The sequence below is a fragment of the Pseudoalteromonas sp. DL2-H2.2 genome (genome assembly GCF_021532535.1).
Lineage (GTDB): Bacteria > Pseudomonadota > Gammaproteobacteria > Enterobacterales > Alteromonadaceae > Pseudoalteromonas > Pseudoalteromonas rubra_A.
The window spans coordinates 317,925-338,296 of record NZ_JAKGBD010000002.1 but is presented as its reverse complement, the minus strand read 5'-3'; the positions used below and the strand labels follow the sequence as shown (position 1 = coordinate 338,296).

The following is a 20,372-nucleotide window of genomic DNA, read 5'->3' as shown; positions in this document are numbered from 1 at the left end:
CTAGGTTGGAAAAGTCAGGCCATTATTGACTTGAGTGGCGGCCAGAAACTCATCAAAGGCACTGACTTTTCCCAACAGCGCCACCTTAGTGGCGTGCCATTCACGGCGCTGATAACCGCCAATTTCCTGCCAGGCGGCCATCTCATCGGCGCTCGGGTAATAAATGGTGGCGCCATTTCTGAGCAGGCCACGTTGACAATAAAGTGCAGCGCGACGAGCCATCGACAGATGCTGAATAAAGGTTTTCTCGGCGCCTTCCCAGACGGCAATGCGCATTTTTCGTGGCAGTGATTTGAGCCACTGCTGATTAATAACCGATACCCAGCCATCCTGCACCGAATTAATCAAAGAGACGGCTCCTATGTGGCGATTGAGCCCGTTCGGGCCGTTATACAAGCCGGTGACGGACGGGTCCAGCGCATCAAAGCGCTGGTTAGCGGCCAGTGTGGCTGCTTTTTTCCAGGCCACCTGGACGGGCGTGGTGCCACAAAGCTGATAAAATTGCCTGAGTACCTGACTGGCGGGCACGCGAAAAACCACATCTATGATATCACTCGGGGTTTTCAGCAGCTTGCCATACTGGCGGGTGGAAGTCAGGCTGCGGGCGCCGGGCAGGTGATAGAGTAAAATAGCAAGCTCGCTCTGAGTTCGGATCTGCTCACTGACCTGTTGTTGCCATAGTTTTGATGTGATCAGATTCAGATAGGGCTGGGATTGCGCAGCCCAAAATGGAATATTGAGAATATCGAGCTTAGGCACTATGGGAGACAGGTTAGAAACACTTAGCAGGGCACCCTGAATGGCACCCCGTGAGACCTGTACGGCCAGCTCATGGCCCACACCTTGCTGGCCTTTATCGCGGATCTCCACACAGATTTTGCCATTAGAAAAGTCCTCAATATTGTGTTTTAGCTGCTGATGCATGTGAGGAGAAGAAAGCCACATGTCGCTGTCATAGGGAGAGGCGAAGATCAGGCGATGCCGAGCACCAGTGCAGGTTTGCTGTTGTGCAGAAAAAGCGGGTAAGCCTGCTCCGAGTAGGGGCAGCAGGGCAGCACTTTGGCGTAAAAAAGCACGCCGACTAACAGAAGATAGACTCAGGGGTTTACTTAAGCTGCTCATGCCCTCACTCAAAGTAACTGCAACCCAATCGCATCAGGTTTGAATAAGTCATAGTGTTAAAGTCTAGACTGCATTGGATTAAATGGAAAACGGGCGTGGATATCCGTTTACCAGGGCTCACCATGAATGCAGCAATATGCACAACGGGACAAACAAAGCAAAGTCAGGGCAGAGGCTCGCCGAACGCGATTATGTTGTCTAAGCTTAGGAAGAGTGGGGCAAGTCAGGAACATATTTGTGCAGTTAAAACAGTCACTTTTGTTATTTAAAGTGGCCGCAGTCGGGGCGGCGGTGATCATAGCGACAGTGAGCTGGTTCCTTTATCGGGAGCTGGACCACAGTAAGCAGCTTAACGATCACTTATTTAAACTACAAACCCAGATCCAGCGTTTGCTGGACCAGGAAGAACGCTTTGTGATCGAAAGGCAAAAAGCCTCGCTCCTGTCGATTGATGAATACCGCTACGCCTATCGCGACAGCTTTAACGAGCTGGCCGCGCTGTTGGTATCGGATCATCAGCATCTGGCGCTGTTGTTTAAACTCGACGAGCAGGTTAACCGCTTTGCCGGGTTGTATGAGCAACTGGCTTCTATGCAGGCCTTGTTGGGCTATGACAAAGACGATGGCGTGTATGGCGAGTTCCGTAACAAAGCCCATGCCCTGCAGGCACTGGCTAAGGCGGCAAAAGATCCGCAATTGGAGATCCTGCTGCTGGAGTTACGGCGGCGGGAAAAAGACTTTTTGCTCAGACTCGACAACAGCTACCTCAACCAGCATGGAGACTTGATTCTACAGGCCAAAAATCGCATCCGGGAGAAGTTCCCTGAGCGTGCAGAATCCTTTTTATTAACGCTGGAGCAGTATCAGAACGGCTTTATCGTTTATACCAATGTGCTGAAAAAGCAGGGGCTGGACCACACTCAGGGCGTACGTGGTGAACTCGGAGAGTTAAAGCTGGCGATCCGCGGCCACTTTACCATAGTGGCCAAACAGCTGTTTAGTGCTTACCAGGAAGAGCAGCAACAGCTGATCCTGATCAGTTTGTTATCCATAGTGCTAAGCAGCGGCTTTAGCTTGCTGCTTTTATATTATCTCAACAGCCGGGTGTCTGATCAGGTGATGAGCATTGGTCGGGTGCTGGTCAGAGTGGCCAAGCATGAAGACTTTTCCTTACGGGTTAACCTGCACAGTGAAGATGAAATTGCGCAGATCGGTCATCATCTGGATGAGCTGCTGGATTTTATTGAGACCCTGATGGCCCGCCTTAGCGCGGCCCAGCAGCGACTGATTGAAGAAGCCAAAATGGCCAGTCTGAGCAATATGGTCAGTGGCTTTGCCCATGAACTGAATACCCCATTGGGCATTGCCATTACCAGCCAGTCGCACCTTAAAGCCCAGGTCGAAAACATGCGCCGTGATTTAGACAGTGGCCAGCTGAAAAAAACCACCCTGACCAATCTTATCGGCGAAGCTGAATCGGCGCTATTTTTGCTCGAAAACAATTTGCATCGTACAGCCTCGCTCATTGACGACTTTAAAAAGGTATCGGCACAGCAACACTACGACACCGAAATGGAGTTTGATTTAAAAACCCTGGTGGAAGGGGTGTTTGATTGTTATCGCAGTGAGTTGCCTGAAGAAGAATACACAATAGAGATAGAAATACCGGACAACCTGATCCTCAGCAGCTACCCGAATGTGTTTAACCAGATCATCGGTTACAGCCTGAATAACAGTATATTGCATGGCAAGCACCCAGACAGGCCATTGACCATAGTAGTATCGGCGCACATTGTGAACGACTATGTGCACTTTTATTTTAAAGACGACGGACAGGGTATCGACAAGGAGTTGTTGCCGGTGATCTTTGAGCCTTTTGTGACGTCAAAACGGCACTCAGGTGGCACCGGGCTGGGTCTCAGCATTATTTACAACCTGGTGACGCAAAAATTAGGTGGGGAAATTAAAATACAAAGCCCCGCACATGGCGGGGCTTGCTTGCACATTATTCTGGCGAACACGCCGTTTAAGACAGTATCACCAGAGTAAAGTTACGGACGGTGGGTTAAGCTTTTTTGCTGGCAACCCACTCGTTCACGAACTGTTCCAGTACATTAAGTGGTACAGGACCATTCTTCAGCACTACGTCGTGGAACTGGCGGATATCGAACTTATCGCCCAGCTCTTTCTTCGCATCTTCACGCAACTTAAGAATTTCCAGCATACCGATCTTATAAGCCGTCGCCTGAGATGGGATAACAATGTGACGCTCTACCATTTTCACAGCATCTGACTTCGCGTTTGGCGTATTGTTTACATAGTAATCAATGCCTTCCTGACGCGTCCACTTCATGGCATGGATACCGGTATCGACGACCAGGCGACAAGCACGCCATAGTTCCATCGCCAGGCGGCCAAAGTCAGAATACGGGTCTTCGTACAGGCCCATTTCTTTTGGTACCAGCTCAGAGTAAAGTCCCCAGCCCTCGGTGTAAGCGGTATAGCGACCAAACTTACGGAACTTAGGCATGTTTTCTAATTCCATCGCAATGGCGATTTGCATGTGGTGGCCAGGAATACCTTCGTGGTAAGCCAGCGCTTCCATTTGATAGGTTGGCATGGCTTCCATGTCATAGAGGTTGGCATAGTAGATACCCGGGCGCGAGCCATCCGGCGCAGGCTGTTGATAGAAAGCTTTACCCGCTGATTTTTCACGGAAGGCTTCTACGCGTTTGACTATCATGTCAGCCTTTGGCTTGACGATGAACAGCTCGTCAAGGCGGCCTTTAAGGTTGTCTATCATGGCCGTTGCATCTGCCAGGTACTTAGCTTTGCCTTCTTCGGTGTTAGGCAGATAGAACTGCTCGTCGGTGCGCATAAACTCCATAAAGGCTTTCAGATCGCCCTTAAAGCCGACTTTTTCTTTGATTTCACGCATTTCGTCGTGAATACGTGCCACTTCAGACAAGCCAATTTTATGGATCTCGGCAGCTGTTAAGTCTGTGGTGGTAGTGCGCGCCAGGGCATTATTGAAGTATTTCTCACCGTCAGGGAACTTCCAGGCACCATCGCGGGTATCGGCACGCTTTTCAAGCTGCTGAAGATAACCGATCAGCATGCTGTAGGCTGGCTTAACCGCAGTTTTAAGGGCGTCAGTGGCTTCACCGATCAGTGCTTGTTTTTCGTTGTCTGCAATATCCAGCTTCTCGACCTTACGCTTAAAGTCAGCCATTAAGGTAGAATCTTCACCTTCAACGAATGGAGCACCTTTAATGATATTCTTGCTTGACTCAATCACGTGAGGGAAGACAAATTTGGGCGCAATGATGCCTTTGTCAGCACGGATCTCCAGGTCTTTTACCAGTTGGTCGAATACTGCTGGTACACCATTGAGACGTGAAATATACGCTTTGGCGTCTTTAACGTCGGTGATTTGGTGCTGGTTGATCAAAAATGCCGGAACCATAGAGTGCGTACCGTACATCTGGTTAACCGGGTAGTTGTGGAAACGCCACTGGAAGTCGGCAATTTCATTTTCTATGCCTTGCTTAAACAAGTCGTAACTGACCTGGGTCTGTGCATCCAGTTTGCTGCGATCAATGGCTTGCAGGGCAATAAGGTCTTTTTTAGCCAGTTCAAGATCTTCAATGGCACGTGCTTCCGACTGGTCATCCCATTTATCGTAGTCTTGTTTAATGCCAAGGTAAGTCTGATATACCGGGCTGCGCATCACACCGCGCATAAAGACTTCATCAAAAAAGGCGTTGGCCTTTTCAACTTCGCTTTGTACCACTTGTTGTGTTGTCGCCGTCTTGGCGGTGTTGTTTGGTTGTTCTGCTGTTTGCTGACAACCTGAGAGGAGCGCTGCTGCCACGGCTGCGGCAAGGAGTGTCATTTTACGCATGGGTTACCTTTTTTATTGTGTTCCACTTGGATTTGGGTGCTAGTGCAATGCCACCAACAAAAATAGTCTCCTGGCAGATGATTTTGCATCTGCCGGGGAGTTTTCCTGCACCATCTTAACGTATGAGCAGGTATCAGACGAACAATTCTAGCAGGTCATTGAGATATCTGTGGCCCTTAATTGTTACCAACCATGAATCGCCTTGGTCTGTCAGGAGCTTTTTAGCAATCGCCTGGTTAATGGCAGGCGTAATATCATTCAGCGACAAGCCGGTATAATCACAAAAGTCCTGCTTTTTGCACGGCGTGTGCAATCGAAAGCAGTTCATAAAGAACTCAAACGGACGGTCCGATGGCGCTACCTGCCAGCTGTCGTATAAGTACGATTTAGTCAGATCCATATAACCACGCGGGTGTTTGACCTTAACAGTACGCAGGATCTGATTGCTGTCTGGTTGGGTTATTTTGCCATGTGCGCCACAGCCAATGCCCAGGTAATCGCCGAACTGCCAGTAATTCAGGTTGTGTCGGCACTGATAGTCTGCTTTGGCATAGCCTGAGATTTCATATTGCTGATAACCGTGTTTGGCAAGCAGTGCCTGGCCTTGCTCCTGAATGTCCCACAAGATTTCGTCCTGAGGCAGTGTTGGAGGCTTAGAGGCAAACTGGGTGTTTGGCTCAATGGTGAGCTGATACCAGGACAGATGCGGCGGATTGAGATCAATCACCTGTTGCAGGTCGCTCAGTGCGTCTGCAACGGATTGGTCTGGCAGGCCGTGCATCAGGTCCATGTTAAAGCTATTAAGACCTGCGTCATGGGCTTCCTGAGCTGCATGGCGGGCTTCTTGCTCACCATGAATGCGCCCCAGAGCCTTAAGTTTATCTGCCTGTAGGCTCTGTACGCCGATGGAAATCCGGTTGATCCCCGCTGCGACATAGTGCTTAAACCGATCGGTTTCCACGGTCCCCGGATTGGCTTCCAGGGTGATTTCTATGTCGTCAGCAAAGCCAACCAGGGTTTCAATTTCGCCCAGCAGTTGCGTGTAAGCCGCGCCACTGAGCAAGCTGGGTGTGCCGCCACCAATAAAAATACTATGCAGTTTACGACCCTGTACCAGGTGCAAATCTGCGCGCAAGTCCGCAAGCAGGTGCTGAATATATTCCTGCTCGGGGATCTCGCCTTTCTGACCATGACTGTTAAAGTCGCAGTAAGGGCATTTTTGCACGCACCAGGGGACGTGAATGTACAAACTTAATGGAGGGAGTTTCACAGCTGGCCTTTAAAATGTGCCAGCAGTTGCTGTAATGCCTGACCACGATGGCTGAGGGCATTTTTCTGCGCTTTGCTCAGTTGTGCTGAAGTGCACTGGTCGCTTTCAACCCAGAACACCGGATCATAACCAAAGCCCTGCAAGCCTTGTTGATCTTCGGTAATGCGTCCTTCCCAGCTGGCCTGACAAATAACAGGAGTAGGGTCGTCGGCGTGGCGCATGTAAACCAAAACGCACCAAAAACGTGCCGTGCGCTGCGTTTCACCAGTCATCGCATCAAGCAGTTTGTCGATATTATCCTGATCGCTGGCATCTGCACCGGCAAAACGGGCAGAGTAGACGCCCGGTGCGCCCTTAAGCGCATCAACTTCCAGGCCTGAGTCGTCCGCAATTGCCGGTAAACCGGTGATTTTTGCCGCGTGGCGTGCCTTGATAATGGCGTTTTCTACAAAAGTAGTGCCTGTTTCAGCCACTTCACCAACATTAAACTGGCTTTGTGGCAGGACTTCGATATTCAGGTCTTTAAGCATACTGCCAAGTTCGGCCACTTTGCCCTGGTTGCCGGTGGCAAGAACAATTTGTCTGGTCATATTAATCTACATAAAATTTTTGCTGAAATTTAAGCACGTGTCGGGTATTACCCTGGCGGATGGTCACTTCGAAACGGTAGGTGTCTTCATGATCTACGTCCATTTGTGCCAGGTAATACACCGCATCACCCTCAACCACTTCTTTAAACGTTAAGTTGGTTTTGGTGCCGATAAGGCTGCGCGCATATCCGCTTAATGTTGCGCGCTGTGCGGTGTTGCTGGCATCGTCTGCCAGCACAGAAATATTGATGATGGCTTTGCTATTGCTGCGCGTTAAACCATAGGCGCTGGCAATGTTGGGTTGAATAAAGGTCGACGGAAAGGCGATATAATGCACCTGCCAGTCACCCAGTTGTTTATACTGACCACCCTGCGGATTATTGGCATGTGCAGGCTGAGTAAACATCAGCACCGCCAGCAAAGACATCAGTGAGAATAACGTTTTCATTATGACTACTCCAAAGACTTAACGTAGCAGGTCCATCACCAGGATCTGCAAAAACTGCATGCCGATCAGCACGACCAGGATCGACAGGTCCAGCCCGCCCAGCGGTGGAATAATTTTACGAATAGGGCGCAGCATAGGTTCAGTAAGCTGATCAAAGACTGCAGCGATGGGGTTATAACCCTGCGCGACCCAGCTCAAAATGGCACGGATAATCAGGATCCAGAACACCAGCGAAAAGGCTTCTTTGACCACAGTTAGGGCACCAGAAATGGCCGCACCCATGGCATCCCAGTAGCCGCCAAACATCAGCATCAGTACCGACATTTTGGCAAAGCCGACCAGCAGCGCCAATACCAGCGACGCCAAGTCAAACCCGCCAAAGCCCGGAATGATTTTACGCAGTGGGTTCACCGCGAAAGAAGTCGCTTTGATCACGGCCTGGCTCAGCGGGTTATAAAAGTCTGCTTTGACCAGCTGTAGCCAAAAGCGCAATAGTACGACCATTAAAAACAGGTCAAAAATAATCCCTACCAAAAATTGCATGGCGTTCATTGTGTGTCCTCTAGATTTGTTGTTCCATTTCCTGTGCCCGGGCAATGCAGGCATCCATGGCATCAGCCACGGTTTGTGGTAACTGGTTGGCTTTTAAATGTTCAACGGCTGCGTGGGTCGTGCCGCCTTTAGAGGTGACGTTGGCACGCAACTGCGCAATGCTGATATCCTGCTGAGACAGCGCCATTTCAGCGGCACCCAGCGCGGTTTGTTGTACCAGCGCACGGGCCTGCTCAGGTGAAAAGCCCAGTGCAATGGCTTTTTCTTCAATGGCTTCCATAAATAAGAAAAAATACGCGGGGGAGGAGCCCGTGACGGCAATGACATCATTAATTTGTGACTCTTCATCCAGCCAGATGGCGATGCCAGTTGATGAAAAGATCTGTTCAATATAAGCCTTTTCTTCTTCACTGATGTCTGCCCCAAACAGGCCAGAGACACCACGTCCGAGCAATGATGGTGTGTTGGGCATACAGCGTACCAGTTTAACATCCTGTGCCAGCATCTCGCGCAGACGTTTTACTGTGATACCCGCGGCAACAGACACAAACAGCTTATCGCTGATATCCAGCCCGGCATCGACAAAGGTCTGGCACAACTCGGCCATCATCTGTGGTTTAACAGACAACACGATGACATCGGCTTGTTGCACCGCTTTGAGGTTATCCTGCTCGGTAAGGACCCCGAAGTCGGCGTGAGCCTTAGCCAGCTTTTCAGCGTTGCGATTGGTTGCAATGATACTTTGCGGGGCAAATCCGTTTTTGATCATGCCGCCGATGATGGCATAGCTCATATTACCTGTGCCGATAAATGCAATCGTTTTATTAGCCATTGGGATTGTGTCACCTTATTGTCGTTTGCCAAAAATGTCCGTGCCGATGCGTACCATGGTTGCACCACCCTGAATGGCCATTTCCAGATCGCCACTCATACCCATCGACAAGGTATCCAGCTGTTGATATTGAGCCTTTAGTCTATCAAAGCAAGCCTTCATTTGGCGAAAATATTCCAGCTGTTGGTGTGGATCATCGGTTTGTGCGGTGATTGTCATCAGTCCGCGCAGCTCCAGCTGGCGCGCGTCATGGATATAAGCGGCCAGTTCGTCCAGTTCACTCAAAGCGCAGCCAGACTTTTGCTCGTCATCACTGATATTGACCTGGATAAGGACCTTGAGCGGCATCAGGTTATTGGGTCTTTGCTCATTCAAGCGGCGCGCTATCTTCAGGCGGTCGACGCTTTGCACCCAGGAAAAATGCTCGGCAATCTGACGTGATTTATTCGACTGGATGGGGCCAATGAAATGCCATTCAATGTCTTTTTGCTGGTTAAAGTGGCGGACCTTGTCGACCGCTTCCTGAACATAAGACTCACCAAATAACCGCTGACCCGCAGCATAGGCCTGCTCGATGAGTTCGACAGGTTTGGTTTTAGACACCGCCAGCAATGCAACCTCCTGCTCGGTGGCATACTTTTGCTGTGCTTTTGCAATGCGATCATAGGCGTTGTTCAGCCGTTCTGCTATTGTAACCATATTATTATTTGCTCGTTGTGGAGTCTGAGATGGATATTACTGAATTATTGGCCTTTAGTGTGCAACACAAAGCATCGGATTTACACCTTTCATCGGGCGTTTCGCCGATGATCCGCGTTGATGGCGATGTGCGCCGGGTAAACATTCCTGCACTGGAAGCGAAGGACGTTAACAGCCTCGTTTACGATATTATGAATGATAACCAGCGCAAGGACTATGAGCAAAATCTTGAGGTAGATTTTTCTTTTGAAGTACCAAACCTGGCCCGTTTTCGTGTTAATGCGTTCAACGCCAGTCGTGGTCCTGCGGCGGTGTTTCGAACCATCCCCAGCTCAGTGCTGACGCTGGAAGACTTGGGCGCACCGGAGATTTTCCGCAAAATCTCTGATTGCCCGCGAGGCTTAGTGCTGGTGACAGGCCCAACCGGGTCGGGTAAATCCACCACCCTGGCGGCTATGGTGGATTACATTAACAGTAACAAGCACCACCATATTCTGACCATTGAAGATCCCATCGAATTTGTCCACGAAAACAAGTTGAGCCTGATCAACCAGCGTGAAGTACATCGCGATACCCACAGCTTTAACGCCGCGCTGCGCAGTGCTCTGCGTGAAGATCCCGACGTGATCCTGGTCGGTGAGCTGCGCGACCTGGAAACCATTCGCCTGGCCATGACCGCAGCCGAAACCGGTCATTTGGTGTTTGGCACACTGCACACCACCTCAGCGCCTAAGACCATCGACCGTATTATTGACGTTTTCCCCGGTGAGGAAAAAGACATGGTGCGCTCTATGCTCTCTGAGTCCCTGCAGGCGGTTATTTCACAAACCCTGGTGAAAAAAGTCGGCGGCGGGCGGGTGGCAGCCCACGAGATCATGATGGGTATTCCGGCCATCCGTAACCTCATTCGCGAAGATAAAATCGCGCAAATGTACTCGTCGATTCAGACCGGTGCAATGCATGGTATGCAGACCATGGATCAGTGTCTCACCAACTTGGTCAACCGCGGCCTGATCACCAACCAGGATGCACAGGCGAAAGCCCACGATAAGAACCAGTTTGGCACCTCATATTAAGTTCGGGAGCGCGTGATGGAACTTGTACATTACCTACAAACGATGAAAGACAAAGGCGCATCGGACTTGTTTGTGTCTGCCGGTTTGCCCGTCAGTGCCAAAATTGATGGTGAGCTACGGGCGCTGGACGATGATATGCTGGATGCCGAGGCATCACTGGCCATGGTTGAGTCGGCCATGAGCGAGAAGCAAAAGCAACAGTTTCATGGTGAGAAAGAATGTAACTTTGCGGTGGCGAACGAGATTGGCCGCTTCCGGGTATCGGCATTCTGGCAGCGAGACTGCGCGGGCATGGTGATCCGTCGTATCGTGACGGATATCCCTGAAGTCACCGACTTGGGCCTGCCCTCTGTGCTGACCGACGTGATCATGTCTAAGCGTGGTCTGGTGTTATTCGTCGGTGGTACGGGCACGGGTAAGTCAACGTCACTGGCGGCGTTACTGGGTTATCGCAATCGCAATCAGCGTGGCCATATTCTTACCATAGAAGATCCGATTGAATTTGTGCATCAGCATCGCAAGAGTATTATCACTCAGCGAGAAGTCGGGCTGGATACGGAAAGCTTTGAGTCGGCGCTGAAAAGCTCGCTGCGCCAGGCACCGGATGTGATCTTGATCGGTGAAATTCGTTCGCGCGAGACCATGGAATATGCACTGAGCTTTGCCGAAACCGGCCACCTGTGTGTGGCAACTTTGCACGCCAACAATGCCAACCAGGCCATTGACCGCATTATGCACCTGGTGCCGAAAGAAAAGCACGATAAGCTGAAATACGACCTGGCGCTCAACCTCAGAGCCATTGTGGCGCAGCAACTGGTGCCTTCGGCCAAAGGGGAAGGGCGTGTAGCGGCCATTGAGGTGATGCTGAATTCTCCAATGGTGGCGGAGCTGATTAAAAAAGGCGACATCGGCTCGATTAAAGAAACTATGTCTAAGTCGAAAGAAATGGGCATGCAAACCTTTGATCAGGCGTTGTTTGATTTGTATAAACAGCAAAGGATCAACTATGCCGATGCGCTGCATCACGCCGACTCTCCGAACGATCTGCGTTTGATGATCAAACTGCAGAACAACGAGCAAAAAGGCGCAGGCTTTTTGCAAGGGGTGACCGTTGACGGCCTGGACGATAAAAAGCGTTAACCGGGCGCTGCACCGGGCGCTATTGTGCCTGTGCTGCCTGGTGGCGAGCCCCGCAGCGCTGGCGGCTGGGGTTGCTGCTGAGCAGTCGGTTGGCCATGATGTGGTGGATATGTATATCCGCGATGATGTTTATGCCGACTATCTGCGTTTTTTGAATGGCCGTGAGCCCCTCGAAGTCAATCAGTTCTCGGGCGATTATGTGCGCAGAGATGTGGTTGATATGGTGCTGGTGCAGCAAGCGCTGGCGCTGGGAGGCTTCAGAAAATCCTTTACCTACCGACCCGGTAATATCAATTTTCGTCATTCGAACTTGCTCGAGCAGGGTAAACTGTTATTGAGCTTCGACAGTTACTGGTATGCAGATGCCAAAGCCAAGGCAGATAAACTGTTTATCAGTGATGCGGTGATCCGCCGTGGCGAGTATTTTGCCGGCATATTCTATGCCCCGGATAATCTGGCGGTTGCACGTATCACCGGGCTCAGTGAGTTACGTGAGTTGAGCGCTGTTTCCACCAGTCGCTGGCGCACGGACTGGCAAACCCTGGCAAGTCTGGGTCTCAAACATGTGATGAATGAACCGGTCTGGGCGTCGCAGGCGCAAATGGTCAATCGCCAGTGGGTCGACTTTATGCTGATGCCGCTCATGCCGAGTCTGAATAACGAATTCAGGCTGGATGAGATTGTGCTGGTGGCACACCCGAATTTAGTGGTGCAGTTTGATGGCAGCCGCCACTTTGTGGTGTCGCGCCTGCATCCGGATGGAGAAAGGGCATTTAAGGCACTACAAAGTGGTCTAAAGCAGCTCAGGGCGCGGGGGACGATCCGCCTCGCCTATGAGCAGGCAGGATTTATCCCCGACCTGAAACGCTACCGGGTGCTTAACCCCATTGCGCCTCAAAAAAACTCTCCAGAATAATAATGGCTGACATGCCATCGACCTTATCTTTAGCCAAAGAGCGATAGCCGCCTTGCTCAAACAAGCGGGCTTTGGCATCTGCGGTGGTCAGGCGTTCATCCTGAGTCTCGACTGGTAATCTGAATTGGTTGTGCAGCCGGTTGGCAAACTTTTTGGCGCGAAAGGTCAGGTCCTGATTTGTGCCGTCCATGTTCAGTGGCAAGCCAACAACCAGCAGATCTGGTTGCCACTGTTCGATATAGGGAGCGATATCCTGCCAGTCGGGGATACCGTCACGGGCTTTGACTGCGCCCAGACTACTGGCCGTGCCGGTCATCTCCTGTCCTACGGCCAGACCAATGCTGCGGGTGCCAAAATCAAAGCCAATGACCGTACGCTGGCCTGGAGCTGCTTTTTCGTTATTACTCATGCTGTGTTTCTCAATAAAATACAGGCGGTCGCCCACATGTGTCGTGGCGACGCGCTGTTAATGGGGTTGGTTGGCTCAGGCGTGGCCCGCCTCGGTGCTCAGTTGTCCGGCGTCTATACCGAGCATTTCTACCGCTTTTTCCCAGCGTTTTTCTGGTGGCGTATTAAAAATAATGGCCGGATCGGCTTCAATGATCAGCCAGGAGTTTTCCAGGATCTCTTTTTCCAGCTGCCCCTGCTCCCACCCGGAATAACCCAAAGTAATGATAAACGCGTCCGGACAATTGTGTGAGGTCAGTGACGCCAGTACATCTTTTGAGGTGGTGATCATAATGTCTGAGCTAAGCTCGCGGCTGGATGCGTAGCCGGGTTTGGGCGTGTGCAAGACAAAGCCGCGATCGGTATGAACTGGCCCACCGGCAAACACGGATTGGCTGGCGGCTGTACTGGATTTGTCGTTGTCTATTTCTATCTGGTCGAGCAGCTCACCCACAGTGACGTTAATGGGGTGATTGACGACCAGGCCCATTGCGCCTTCTTCATTGTGCTCACAAATATAGGTGACTGTGTGCTTAAAGAAGGGATCTTGCAAATTTGGCATGGCGACCAAAAAATGATTGGCGAGTGATTGCATAGCGAGACCCCCTTTTCGTTACTCTTTAGTATGGTCGAGTTTTGCCGCAATGGCATCAAAAAACTTGTCCATAATCGAAATATCATAGGCCGCTTCGATTTCTTTCACACAGGTTGGGGCTGTGACATTAATCTCGGTGAGCTTGTCTCCTATGATGTCCAGGCCCACAAAGATCAGCCCTTTTTCTTTTAAAACCGGCGCAACGGCTTCGGCAATTTTACGGTCACTGTCGCTGATCGGGCGCGCTTCTCCACGGCCACCTGCGGCCAGATTACCGCGTGTTTCGCCCCCTTGTGGAATGCGTGCCAGACAGTAAGGCATAACCTCGCCATCGACCACCAGTACGCGTTTATCGCCGTCTTTAATGGCGGGCACGTAGTTTTGTGCCATGGCAAAGCGGCTGCCATGTTCGGTGAGGGTTTCGCAGATAACACCAATATTAGGGTCGTCCTGAGTCACCCGGAAAATTGAGGCGCCACCCATGCCGTCCAGCGGCTTGAGAATGATGTCGCCATGCTTGGCCAGAAACTCACGGATCTGCGCGCTTGAGCGCGTCACTAAGGTATCCGGTGTGTGTTCGCTAAACCAGGCCGTAAACAGTTTTTCGTTGGCATCACGTAAGCTTTGTGGCTTGTTGATCACCAAAGTACCAGCTTGCTCAGCGCGCTCCAGAATGTAAGTCGCGTAAATGTACTCGGTATCAAACGGCGGATCTTTGCGCATCAGGATCACATCCAGCTCGTTCAGTGCAATGTCGTCTTTGTCGGCCAGCTCATACCAGTGATTTACATCGTCAAACACGGTTGCCTTGGCGGCGGTGGCCCGGGCTTCACCTTGGTATAAATACAAGTCCTGCATTTCCATGTAGTAAAGCTCATAACCACGTGCCTGCGCTGCCAGCATCATGGCGAAGCCAGTATCTTTTTTGATATTAAAGCCACTGATTGGATCTGAGATGATCCCAAGTTTCGCTGCCATTGGGGTAACCTTATGTAAAGTGAATCAATTCAACTGCTAAGTGTCTGCTTAGGATATAAGGGCGAAACTGGCTTTTTAAAGGGCCAGATCGCCAAACTCAAGCTGCAATGCACTGAGCACGGTCAGGGCAGCGGTTTCTGTGCGTAATACGCGTGGGCCGAGGCGAATATCAACAAACCCCTGCTGTTTGGTGGCGGCCATTTCTTCATCGGTAAACCCCCCTTCAGGGCCCACCAGGAAACGTACGCCGTGCTCGGGCTTTGGCAAGGTTTTAATTGAGTGCTCTGCTCTTGGGTGCAGTGTCAGCTTAAGTGCTTCACTGCTTTGCACCAGCCACTCATCGAGTGAGATCGGCGGGTGGATAGTCGTAATAGTGTTGCGGCCAGACTGCTCAGCGGCCGCAATGGCGATTTTTTGCCATTGCTGATGTTTTTTTGCCAGTCGCTCACCACTGAGCTTAACGCCACAGCGAGTGGTGAATAGCGGCGTGATCTCAGTGATCCCAAGCTCTACGGATTTTTGAATGGTAAAGTCCATCTTGTCGCCTCGCGAGATCCCCTGGCCAAGGTGAATGGACAGCGGCGATTCAACCTGTTTATCAATAAACTGCTCAGGGATGACCTGAACTTTCTTTTTACTGACGGCACTGATGGTGGCCAGATACTCACCGCCCTGGCCATTAAACAGGCTGAGCTTATCCCCTTCACCCATACGCAGCACACGGGCAACATGGCCGGCAGCATCATCGCCAAGGTCGATAGCGTCGCCAATAACAAGGTTAGAGGGCTGGTAAATATGAGGTATGCGCATGGTGGACTATTCCGCTGTTAAATAGCCGTAATGGTAAGGGCTTATGTACAGCGAGTCCAGCACCTATTCGGCTTTGTCGGTGTGATGCTGCGCAAAGTCAATCACCGTATCTTGGGTGGTTGCGGAGACGGTGGAATGGCAGGTCAGGTGGTTGTTGTTAAAGGGATCTCGTAGCGGATGATAGACGTATCCCCGGTCACTTTGTTCTACGGTGATACGCTGGCGGTGCAGCGAGTTAAAAATAAACCGCTGTGCTTCGTCGGCCAGATGATAGTCGAGCGCGTAGATCAACACCCCCTTTACTTTGTGATGCTCATGCAGGTAGGAAGCCAGCTCCGAGACGCTGATTTCATTGGCAAAGTCACAGTAACAATAGTCTTTAACCTGCTCCTGAAACATCATTTTCAGCATCTGTTTGGTGTTGTCACCGGCTATCAATAACTCACTGGGCACATCAGGGCGCTGCGCCTTGAGGTGCGCAGCGAACTCTCTGCTGAACTCCCAGTTGCTGTCGACCAGCAAAAAGTTTTCTAAGTTTAAACGCACTAACAGGCCTGGTTACATTGAGAACATGTTAATAAGTAAATAGCCTATTGCGCAGAAAACAGCAAACTCCAGACAGGCAATACCGATATTATCCTGATGGTCAACTTCCAGTCCAATGTCCACTCTGGGCAACGCCAGCTGGAGTAGTAAATGGCTGATCCCGTACAGCAGCAGCCACATCACGCCGCAGTGCATCACAATCACAAAGAGGTTTTCGACGACCTTGGCACCATGATAGGGCGCACTGTGCAGGCCCGCATAAATGGCCAGTGCCAGGCCAATACTTTTACCGGCATAGCGGATCCCGATGGAGGTGTTGGCCAGGTTAAAGTTCTGCTGTAACGACGCGCCCTGGTTGTAACGGGCAAAGCGCCATTCACGAATTTTACTGTCCAGTGCGCACATTAACTGCACCAGCAAAAAGCTGAGTGTTACAACCAGTAAGTTGCCAAAGCCCTGCGGGTGGATCCAGTGATACAGCCCCAGTACCAAAATGGTGTTGCCGATCAGCATGCCCGAGTCAACCACGGCGGCGCAGACATTTTGCTTCAAAATCGCTTGCTCCTCGTTGAACTGAGAGAGGATCCATTTACGGTGAATATGCTGACCAAAATAGATATATACCAGGATCAGCAGCAGAATAATGCCGCTGCGCAGCGACTCGGCCTGTAACACCATCATGCCGGTGTCATTTAAAACATACGCACAGCAGATCACGACTACGGCCAGATGTGTGGCGTAGCTGATCCCCAGTGCAAAGTTATCCCGCTTGGCGAGTTCATCCTGCAACATTTGTCGGGCGCTGAACTGAACGTATAAACGCAGAGCTATGGTGAACACGCAGATCACAACAAAACTCACTAAGATGGCGAAAAAGTTGATATTGGCTAAAGACAAATAACTCATGCTAAGTGTAAGGTGATGGCAATTACGTTTACTATAACACCGCTTTTTGCAATTGCACTGGAGATTTTTCTATGGATTTCGGTGGCTTGCCCCAGGCACTCGGGCAGCTGGCAGAGCAACGCTGTCAGGCACTGTTTGCCCAACACAAAACTAATCCGGCCGTACTCAGACTGCTGGGATTGAGTGATTTTGCGTACCGTATTTTGCAGCGTCATCCACACTGGATTGATTGGCTGCTGGACAGCGAACAGATGCAACAAAGAACTTGTCCGGCACCGCTGACAATGCCGCTCGAGGAGCTGGATGAAGCGAGTTGCTTCAGGCAGCTACGAGAATATCGTCAGCGTTACTGGCTCAAGCTAATGTGGCTTGACTTGGTCGAGGGCAATCCAATCGCCGACAGCATCGCTTATCAGTCGCGTCTCAGTGAAGTGTTGATTGACTGGGCCAATCGCTGGGCACACGCCTGTGTGGCCAAAAGTAATGGTCAGGTCTATGATGAACATCAGACGCCAGTGCCTATGCTGGTACTGGGTATGGGTAAGTTGGGCGGCGGCGAGCTGAACTTTTCCTCGGACATCGACCTTATCTTTACTTATCCGTTTGCCAAACCCACCGAAGGCGGGCGGCGCAGCATAGAAGCGCAGGTGTTTTACACTAAGGTGGCACAAAAGCTCATTGCTGCGCTCGACCAGTGTACTGCCGATGGTCAGGTGTTTCGTGTTGATATGCGCCTGCGCCCCTTTGGTGACAGCGGCCCGCTGGTGATGAGTTTTGCCGCGATGGAAGATTATTATCAGGATCAGGGCCGGGAGTGGGAGCGTTATGCCATGCTGAAGGCGCGTCTGCTTGGCGAAGAAAATCGCTACTGGGATGAGTTTAAAACCTTGATCCGCCCCTTTGTGTTTCGCCGTTATATCGACTTCTCTGTGATTGAATCGCTGCGGAAAATGAAACATATGATCGCGCAGGAAGTCAGGCGCAAAGGGCTGACCAATAACATCAAGCTGGGCGCCGGCGGGATCCGCGAAGTCGAATTTATTGTCCAGGCATTGCAGATGATCCGCGGCGGCCGTGAGCCGGAATTGCAAACACCGTCGTTACTGTCGGCCTTAGCACAGTTGCAAAACTTGTCTTTGATCCCCGCAGAAGTCGGCGAGGTGTTGTCTATGCAATACCTGTTGCTGCGCCGAACCGAGCAGTATTTACAGGCGTTTGACGACTGTCAGACGCAAACCCTGCCAGAGGATGAGCTGGGACAGCAACGCCTGAGCGTGTTGCTGGAATGCGCCAACTACAGTGAAGTGCTGGCTTTGCTAGAGCAGGCGCAAAAGGCAGTACGGGCTGAATTTACTCAGGTGATAGGTGAAGAGCCCGAGCTGGGCGAGGCGCTGGCGCCAGAATACGTCTCTGCCTGGGAGCAGCGTGATATCAGTTATCTGGAATCTGAGCTGCCTGAGGCCGTCAGTGCTGCCTGGCAGCAGTCTCTTGATGCGTTCCATCTGGGGTTGAGTAAAACCCAGATGGGTACGCGCGGCAGAGATGTACTGGACAAACTGATGCCAGCTTTACTCAGTGAAATTACCCGTGCACCGGGCACTGAAATTCTCGGGCGGGTGCTAAAAGTGATCCTGAAAATTGCCTCGCGCACCGCTTATCTCGAATTGCTATTTGAGAATCGGGGAGCGCTGCAACAACTGATCAAGTTGTGTGCACACAGTGTCTGGATTGCAGAGCAGGTGGCCCGTTATCCTATCTTGCTGGATGAGCTGATCGACCCCGCGGTGTTGTATCGGCCACTGCCGCTGAGTGCCTATTACAGCGAAGTGCAGCAGTATTTTTTGCGTATCGACAGCGAAGATCTGGAGCTTCAGATGGAAGCGCTGCGCCAGTTTAAGCAAACGCAGGCACTGCGCATTGCCGCTGCGGATGCCACCGGCGTGCTGGATATAATGAAAGTCAGCGACCACCTGACCGCACTGGCCGAAGCCATTATTGCTAAAGCCGTCGACATTGCCTGGCAGCAAATGGTGAGCCGCTACGGGGCACCTGAAGGGGCCGATGCTGAGCATAAAGGCTTTGCCGTGGTGGCGTATGGTAAAGCGGGTGGGCTGGAGCTGGGCTATAACTCAGATCTTGACCTGGTATTTGTTCACAACCGCGATGGCAACAGTGTTACCACCGGAGAGAAGTCAATTTCATCCCGCCAGTTTTACCTGAAGCTGGCACAACGGCTGATGCATCTGTTTAACACCCGTACCAACTCCGGCATTTTGTACGAACTGGATACCCGATTGCGACCGGAAGGTAATTCCGGGCTGCTGGCCATTAATATCGAAAGTTTTTACCAATATCAGCAGCAGCAGGCCTGGACCTGGGAGCATCAGGCACTGGTGCGCTCGCGCATGGTACTGGGAGAACCTGACCTGGTAGCGCGCTTTAATGATATTCGCCACGAGATACTCAGCCTGCGCCGTGACAGCACTGAGCTGCGCAAAGACATAGTGGCAATGCGTCAGAAAATGCGCGGGCACCTGGATAAGAGTGACGAGGTGGAGTTTGATTTAAAACAGGGCGTGGGCGGGATGACAGATATTGAGTTTATTGCCCAGTATCTGGTGCTTAACTATGCCCAGACTCACCCTGAACTGGCGCGCTTCCCCGATAACATTCGGATCTTCGAAATGGCCCATCATGCCGGTGTGATAGACAACGCCACTCAGGCGGCGCTGACCGAGGCATATTGCGAGTTCCGCGACCGTTATCATTTGCACAGCCTGAATGCAGGCGGGCGCTGTGTGGCAATGCATGAGGTGGCAGAACTGGTGAATTCAGTGAAAGTCGCCTGGCAAAATTTACTGGGTTAACAGTATAGGAGCAAGGTGACTTGCTCCGGCTGACGCTATTACTTGGTCAGGCGTCGACAGTTTTCACGGACAAAACGCGAAGGTTTTTGGGTGATGACTGCAGCGCGCTGGCGGTGACAGAAGAAGGTGTAGACCTCGAATTCAAAGTCATCATTGATGGCGGTGCCAACCTGATACAAGGTAGATACAAAGTTAGTGTCGACACGGAAGTTGTGTTTCACCACATAATCTTTGTCCAGATACCAAAACAGCTCAACATCTTCTTGTTTGGCATAGTTAGTCAGCACGCCACGCAGGGTCTCGCCGCTGTCAAAGCGCCGAGGCTGGATCTCACCGGTCCAGCGCTGCGGTGCGGGTTTGACCACCAGGCCGCGCTGTGCGATGGCATCGTCCAGGGGATAAGTGGGTTTGCCCAGCTCCAGGACGTATTTTTCCCGCTCGGTATTGCGCTCATTAAAATTGCGCTTGAATCCTTCGTAAAATTGGGTAAACCCGCGTGCGGCGGCATTGGTGGTATCACGAAACTCCATCGACGGGATATTGCCATACAAAAAGTAATACGCGGCCCACACCAACAACACACCTAAAGATAAGTGCTTGGCCCAGAACCACAGGTTTGATAAGCGTTTTGAACGTTTTTTAGCCATACTGTCACGACACACTTTATACTAACG

General features: G+C 51.3%; 20 protein-coding genes. 5 read left to right on the top strand and 15 right to left on the bottom strand.

Annotation, left to right across the window (positions count from 1 at the left end; translation table 11 throughout):
* The gene (locus L1285_RS04230; protein ID WP_235411093.1) at window positions 1–1,122 is read right to left on the bottom strand and encodes a TRAP transporter substrate-binding protein; all 1,122 of its coding nucleotides are present in this window, start codon (window positions 1,120–1,122) and stop codon (window positions 1–3) included.
* Window positions 1,123–1,359: 237 nt separating this feature from the next.
* Here L1285_RS04230 and L1285_RS04225 point away from each other — a divergent pair, with 237 nt between their 5' ends.
* Window positions 1,360–3,171, top strand: coding sequence for a sensor histidine kinase (locus tag L1285_RS04225; RefSeq protein WP_235411092.1), 1,812 nt, complete (start codon window positions 1,360–1,362; stop codon window positions 3,169–3,171).
* 16 nt (window positions 3,172–3,187) lie between these two features.
* Here the strand turns inward: L1285_RS04225 and L1285_RS04220 are convergent, their stop codons facing one another.
* From L1285_RS04220 to L1285_RS04190, 7 genes are all read right to left on the bottom strand, one after another.
* The gene (locus tag L1285_RS04220) at window positions 3,188–5,026 is read right to left on the bottom strand and encodes a DUF885 domain-containing protein (RefSeq protein ID WP_235411091.1); all 1,839 of its coding nucleotides are present in this window, start codon (window positions 5,024–5,026) and stop codon (window positions 3,188–3,190) included.
* 133 nt (window positions 5,027–5,159) lie between these two features.
* Window positions 5,160–6,296: a radical SAM family heme chaperone HemW gene (hemW, locus tag L1285_RS04215; RefSeq protein WP_235411090.1), complete on the bottom strand. Its 1,137-nt coding sequence runs from the start codon at window positions 6,294–6,296 to the stop codon at window positions 5,160–5,162.
* Window positions 6,293–6,886: an RdgB/HAM1 family non-canonical purine NTP pyrophosphatase gene (rdgB, locus tag L1285_RS04210; RefSeq protein WP_046003063.1), complete on the bottom strand. Its 594-nt coding sequence runs from the start codon at window positions 6,884–6,886 to the stop codon at window positions 6,293–6,295. Before rdgB ends, hemW begins: the two co-directional genes overlap by 4 nt.
* A gap of 1 nt (window position 6,887) precedes the next feature.
* Complete coding sequence (locus L1285_RS04205; protein WP_442960470.1) at window positions 6,888–7,334, bottom strand: DUF4426 domain-containing protein; 447 nt, start codon at window positions 7,332–7,334, stop codon at window positions 6,888–6,890.
* A gap of 18 nt (window positions 7,335–7,352) precedes the next feature.
* Entirely contained in the window at window positions 7,353–7,886 is a 534-nt protein-coding gene (locus tag L1285_RS04200; RefSeq protein ID WP_046003061.1) for a YggT family protein, read from the bottom strand.
* Between the two features lie 10 nt (window positions 7,887–7,896).
* On the bottom strand, window positions 7,897–8,718 hold the full coding sequence (gene proC, locus L1285_RS04195) for a pyrroline-5-carboxylate reductase (RefSeq protein WP_235411089.1): 822 nt from the start codon (window positions 8,716–8,718) through the stop codon (window positions 7,897–7,899).
* A 15-nt stretch (window positions 8,719–8,733) separates the two neighbouring features.
* Window positions 8,734–9,417 carry a YggS family pyridoxal phosphate-dependent enzyme gene (locus tag L1285_RS04190; RefSeq protein WP_235411088.1) on the bottom strand — a complete coding sequence of 228 codons (684 nt, stop codon included), beginning with the start codon at window positions 9,415–9,417 and terminating at the stop codon, window positions 8,734–8,736.
* Window positions 9,418–9,446: 29 nt separating this feature from the next.
* Here L1285_RS04190 and L1285_RS04185 point away from each other — a divergent pair, with 29 nt between their 5' ends.
* The 3 genes from L1285_RS04185 to L1285_RS04175 are packed head-to-tail and all read left to right on the top strand — an operon-like array spanning window position 9,447 to window position 12,549.
* A complete protein-coding gene (locus L1285_RS04185) occupies window positions 9,447–10,493 on the top strand; it encodes a type IV pilus twitching motility protein PilT (RefSeq protein ID WP_235411087.1) in 1,047 nt (348 codons plus the stop codon).
* A gap of 15 nt (window positions 10,494–10,508) precedes the next feature.
* The gene (locus L1285_RS04180) at window positions 10,509–11,633 is read left to right on the top strand and encodes a PilT/PilU family type 4a pilus ATPase (RefSeq protein ID WP_235411086.1); all 1,125 of its coding nucleotides are present in this window, start codon (window positions 10,509–10,511) and stop codon (window positions 11,631–11,633) included.
* Entirely contained in the window at window positions 11,605–12,549 is a 945-nt protein-coding gene (locus L1285_RS04175) for a hypothetical protein (RefSeq protein WP_235411085.1), read from the top strand. The genes L1285_RS04180 and L1285_RS04175 overlap by 29 nt, the downstream gene beginning before the upstream one ends.
* Here the strand turns inward: L1285_RS04175 and ruvX are convergent.
* From ruvX to L1285_RS04145, 6 genes are all read right to left on the bottom strand, one after another.
* Complete coding sequence (gene ruvX / locus L1285_RS04170; RefSeq protein ID WP_125716644.1) at window positions 12,512–12,958, bottom strand: Holliday junction resolvase RuvX; 447 nt, start codon at window positions 12,956–12,958, stop codon at window positions 12,512–12,514. The two genes, L1285_RS04175 and ruvX, sit on opposite strands and share 38 nt — an antisense overlap.
* A 75-nt stretch (window positions 12,959–13,033) precedes the next feature.
* The gene (locus L1285_RS04165; protein WP_046003055.1) at window positions 13,034–13,591 is read right to left on the bottom strand and encodes a YqgE/AlgH family protein; all 558 of its coding nucleotides are present in this window, start codon (window positions 13,589–13,591) and stop codon (window positions 13,034–13,036) included.
* Between the two features lie 18 nt (window positions 13,592–13,609).
* Window positions 13,610–14,569, bottom strand: a complete 960-nt coding sequence (gene gshB, locus L1285_RS04160; protein WP_235411084.1) for a glutathione synthase — start codon at window positions 14,567–14,569, stop codon at window positions 13,610–13,612.
* A gap of 75 nt (window positions 14,570–14,644) precedes the next feature.
* Complete coding sequence (gene rsmE, locus L1285_RS04155; RefSeq protein WP_235411083.1) at window positions 14,645–15,379, bottom strand: 16S rRNA (uracil(1498)-N(3))-methyltransferase; 735 nt, start codon at window positions 15,377–15,379, stop codon at window positions 14,645–14,647.
* A 63-nt stretch (window positions 15,380–15,442) separates the two neighbouring features.
* Window positions 15,443–15,925: a hypothetical protein gene (locus L1285_RS04150; RefSeq protein ID WP_235411082.1), complete on the bottom strand. Its 483-nt coding sequence runs from the start codon at window positions 15,923–15,925 to the stop codon at window positions 15,443–15,445.
* Window positions 15,926–15,937: 12 nt separating this feature from the next.
* Window positions 15,938–16,831 carry a DUF350 domain-containing protein gene (locus L1285_RS04145; protein WP_235411081.1) on the bottom strand — a complete coding sequence of 298 codons (894 nt, stop codon included), beginning with the start codon at window positions 16,829–16,831 and terminating at the stop codon, window positions 15,938–15,940.
* A gap of 71 nt (window positions 16,832–16,902) precedes the next feature.
* Here L1285_RS04145 and glnE point away from each other — a divergent pair, with 71 nt between their 5' ends.
* Window positions 16,903–19,698: a bifunctional [glutamate--ammonia ligase]-adenylyl-L-tyrosine phosphorylase/[glutamate--ammonia-ligase] adenylyltransferase gene (glnE, locus tag L1285_RS04140; protein WP_235411080.1), complete on the top strand. Its 2,796-nt coding sequence runs from the start codon at window positions 16,903–16,905 to the stop codon at window positions 19,696–19,698.
* Between the two features lie 38 nt (window positions 19,699–19,736).
* Here glnE and L1285_RS04135 read toward each other — a convergent pair whose 3' ends face one another.
* The gene (locus L1285_RS04135) at window positions 19,737–20,345 is read right to left on the bottom strand and encodes a TcpQ domain-containing protein (RefSeq protein ID WP_235411079.1); all 609 of its coding nucleotides are present in this window, start codon (window positions 20,343–20,345) and stop codon (window positions 19,737–19,739) included.
* Between the last annotated feature and the right edge of the window lie 27 nt (window positions 20,346–20,372).

What these genes read in the sequence shown, in the direction of transcription:
- L1285_RS04230 (WP_235411093.1), bottom strand. Translation starts at nt 1,122, where the DNA reads ATGAGCAGCTTAAGTAAACCCCTGAGTCTATCTTCTGTTAGTCGGCGT.
- L1285_RS04220 (WP_235411091.1), bottom strand. Translation starts at nt 5,026, where the DNA reads ATGCGTAAAATGACACTCCTTGCCGCAGCCGTGGCAGCAGCGCTCCTC.
- rdgB (WP_046003063.1), bottom strand. Translation starts at nt 6,886, where the DNA reads ATGACCAGACAAATTGTTCTTGCCACCGGCAACCAGGGCAAAGTGGCC.
- L1285_RS04205 (WP_442960470.1), bottom strand. Translation starts at nt 7,334, where the DNA reads ATGAAAACGTTATTCTCACTGATGTCTTTGCTGGCGGTGCTGATGTTT.
- L1285_RS04200 (WP_046003061.1), bottom strand. Translation starts at nt 7,886, where the DNA reads ATGAACGCCATGCAATTTTTGGTAGGGATTATTTTTGACCTGTTTTTA.
- proC (WP_235411089.1), bottom strand. Translation starts at nt 8,718, where the DNA reads ATGGCTAATAAAACGATTGCATTTATCGGCACAGGTAATATGAGCTAT.
- L1285_RS04190 (WP_235411088.1), bottom strand. Translation starts at nt 9,417, where the DNA reads ATGGTTACAATAGCAGAACGGCTGAACAACGCCTATGATCGCATTGCA.
- L1285_RS04185 (WP_235411087.1), top strand. Translation starts at nt 9,447, where the DNA reads ATGGATATTACTGAATTATTGGCCTTTAGTGTGCAACACAAAGCATCG.
- L1285_RS04180 (WP_235411086.1), top strand. Translation starts at nt 10,509, where the DNA reads ATGGAACTTGTACATTACCTACAAACGATGAAAGACAAAGGCGCATCG.
- ruvX (WP_125716644.1), bottom strand. Translation starts at nt 12,958, where the DNA reads ATGAGTAATAACGAAAAAGCAGCTCCAGGCCAGCGTACGGTCATTGGC.
- L1285_RS04165 (WP_046003055.1), bottom strand. Translation starts at nt 13,591, where the DNA reads ATGCAATCACTCGCCAATCATTTTTTGGTCGCCATGCCAAATTTGCAA.
- gshB (WP_235411084.1), bottom strand. Translation starts at nt 14,569, where the DNA reads ATGGCAGCGAAACTTGGGATCATCTCAGATCCAATCAGTGGCTTTAAT.
- rsmE (WP_235411083.1), bottom strand. Translation starts at nt 15,379, where the DNA reads ATGCGCATACCTCATATTTACCAGCCCTCTAACCTTGTTATTGGCGAC.
- L1285_RS04145 (WP_235411081.1), bottom strand. Translation starts at nt 16,831, where the DNA reads ATGAGTTATTTGTCTTTAGCCAATATCAACTTTTTCGCCATCTTAGTG.
- glnE (WP_235411080.1), top strand. Translation starts at nt 16,903, where the DNA reads ATGGATTTCGGTGGCTTGCCCCAGGCACTCGGGCAGCTGGCAGAGCAA.
- L1285_RS04135 (WP_235411079.1), bottom strand. Translation starts at nt 20,345, where the DNA reads ATGGCTAAAAAACGTTCAAAACGCTTATCAAACCTGTGGTTCTGGGCC.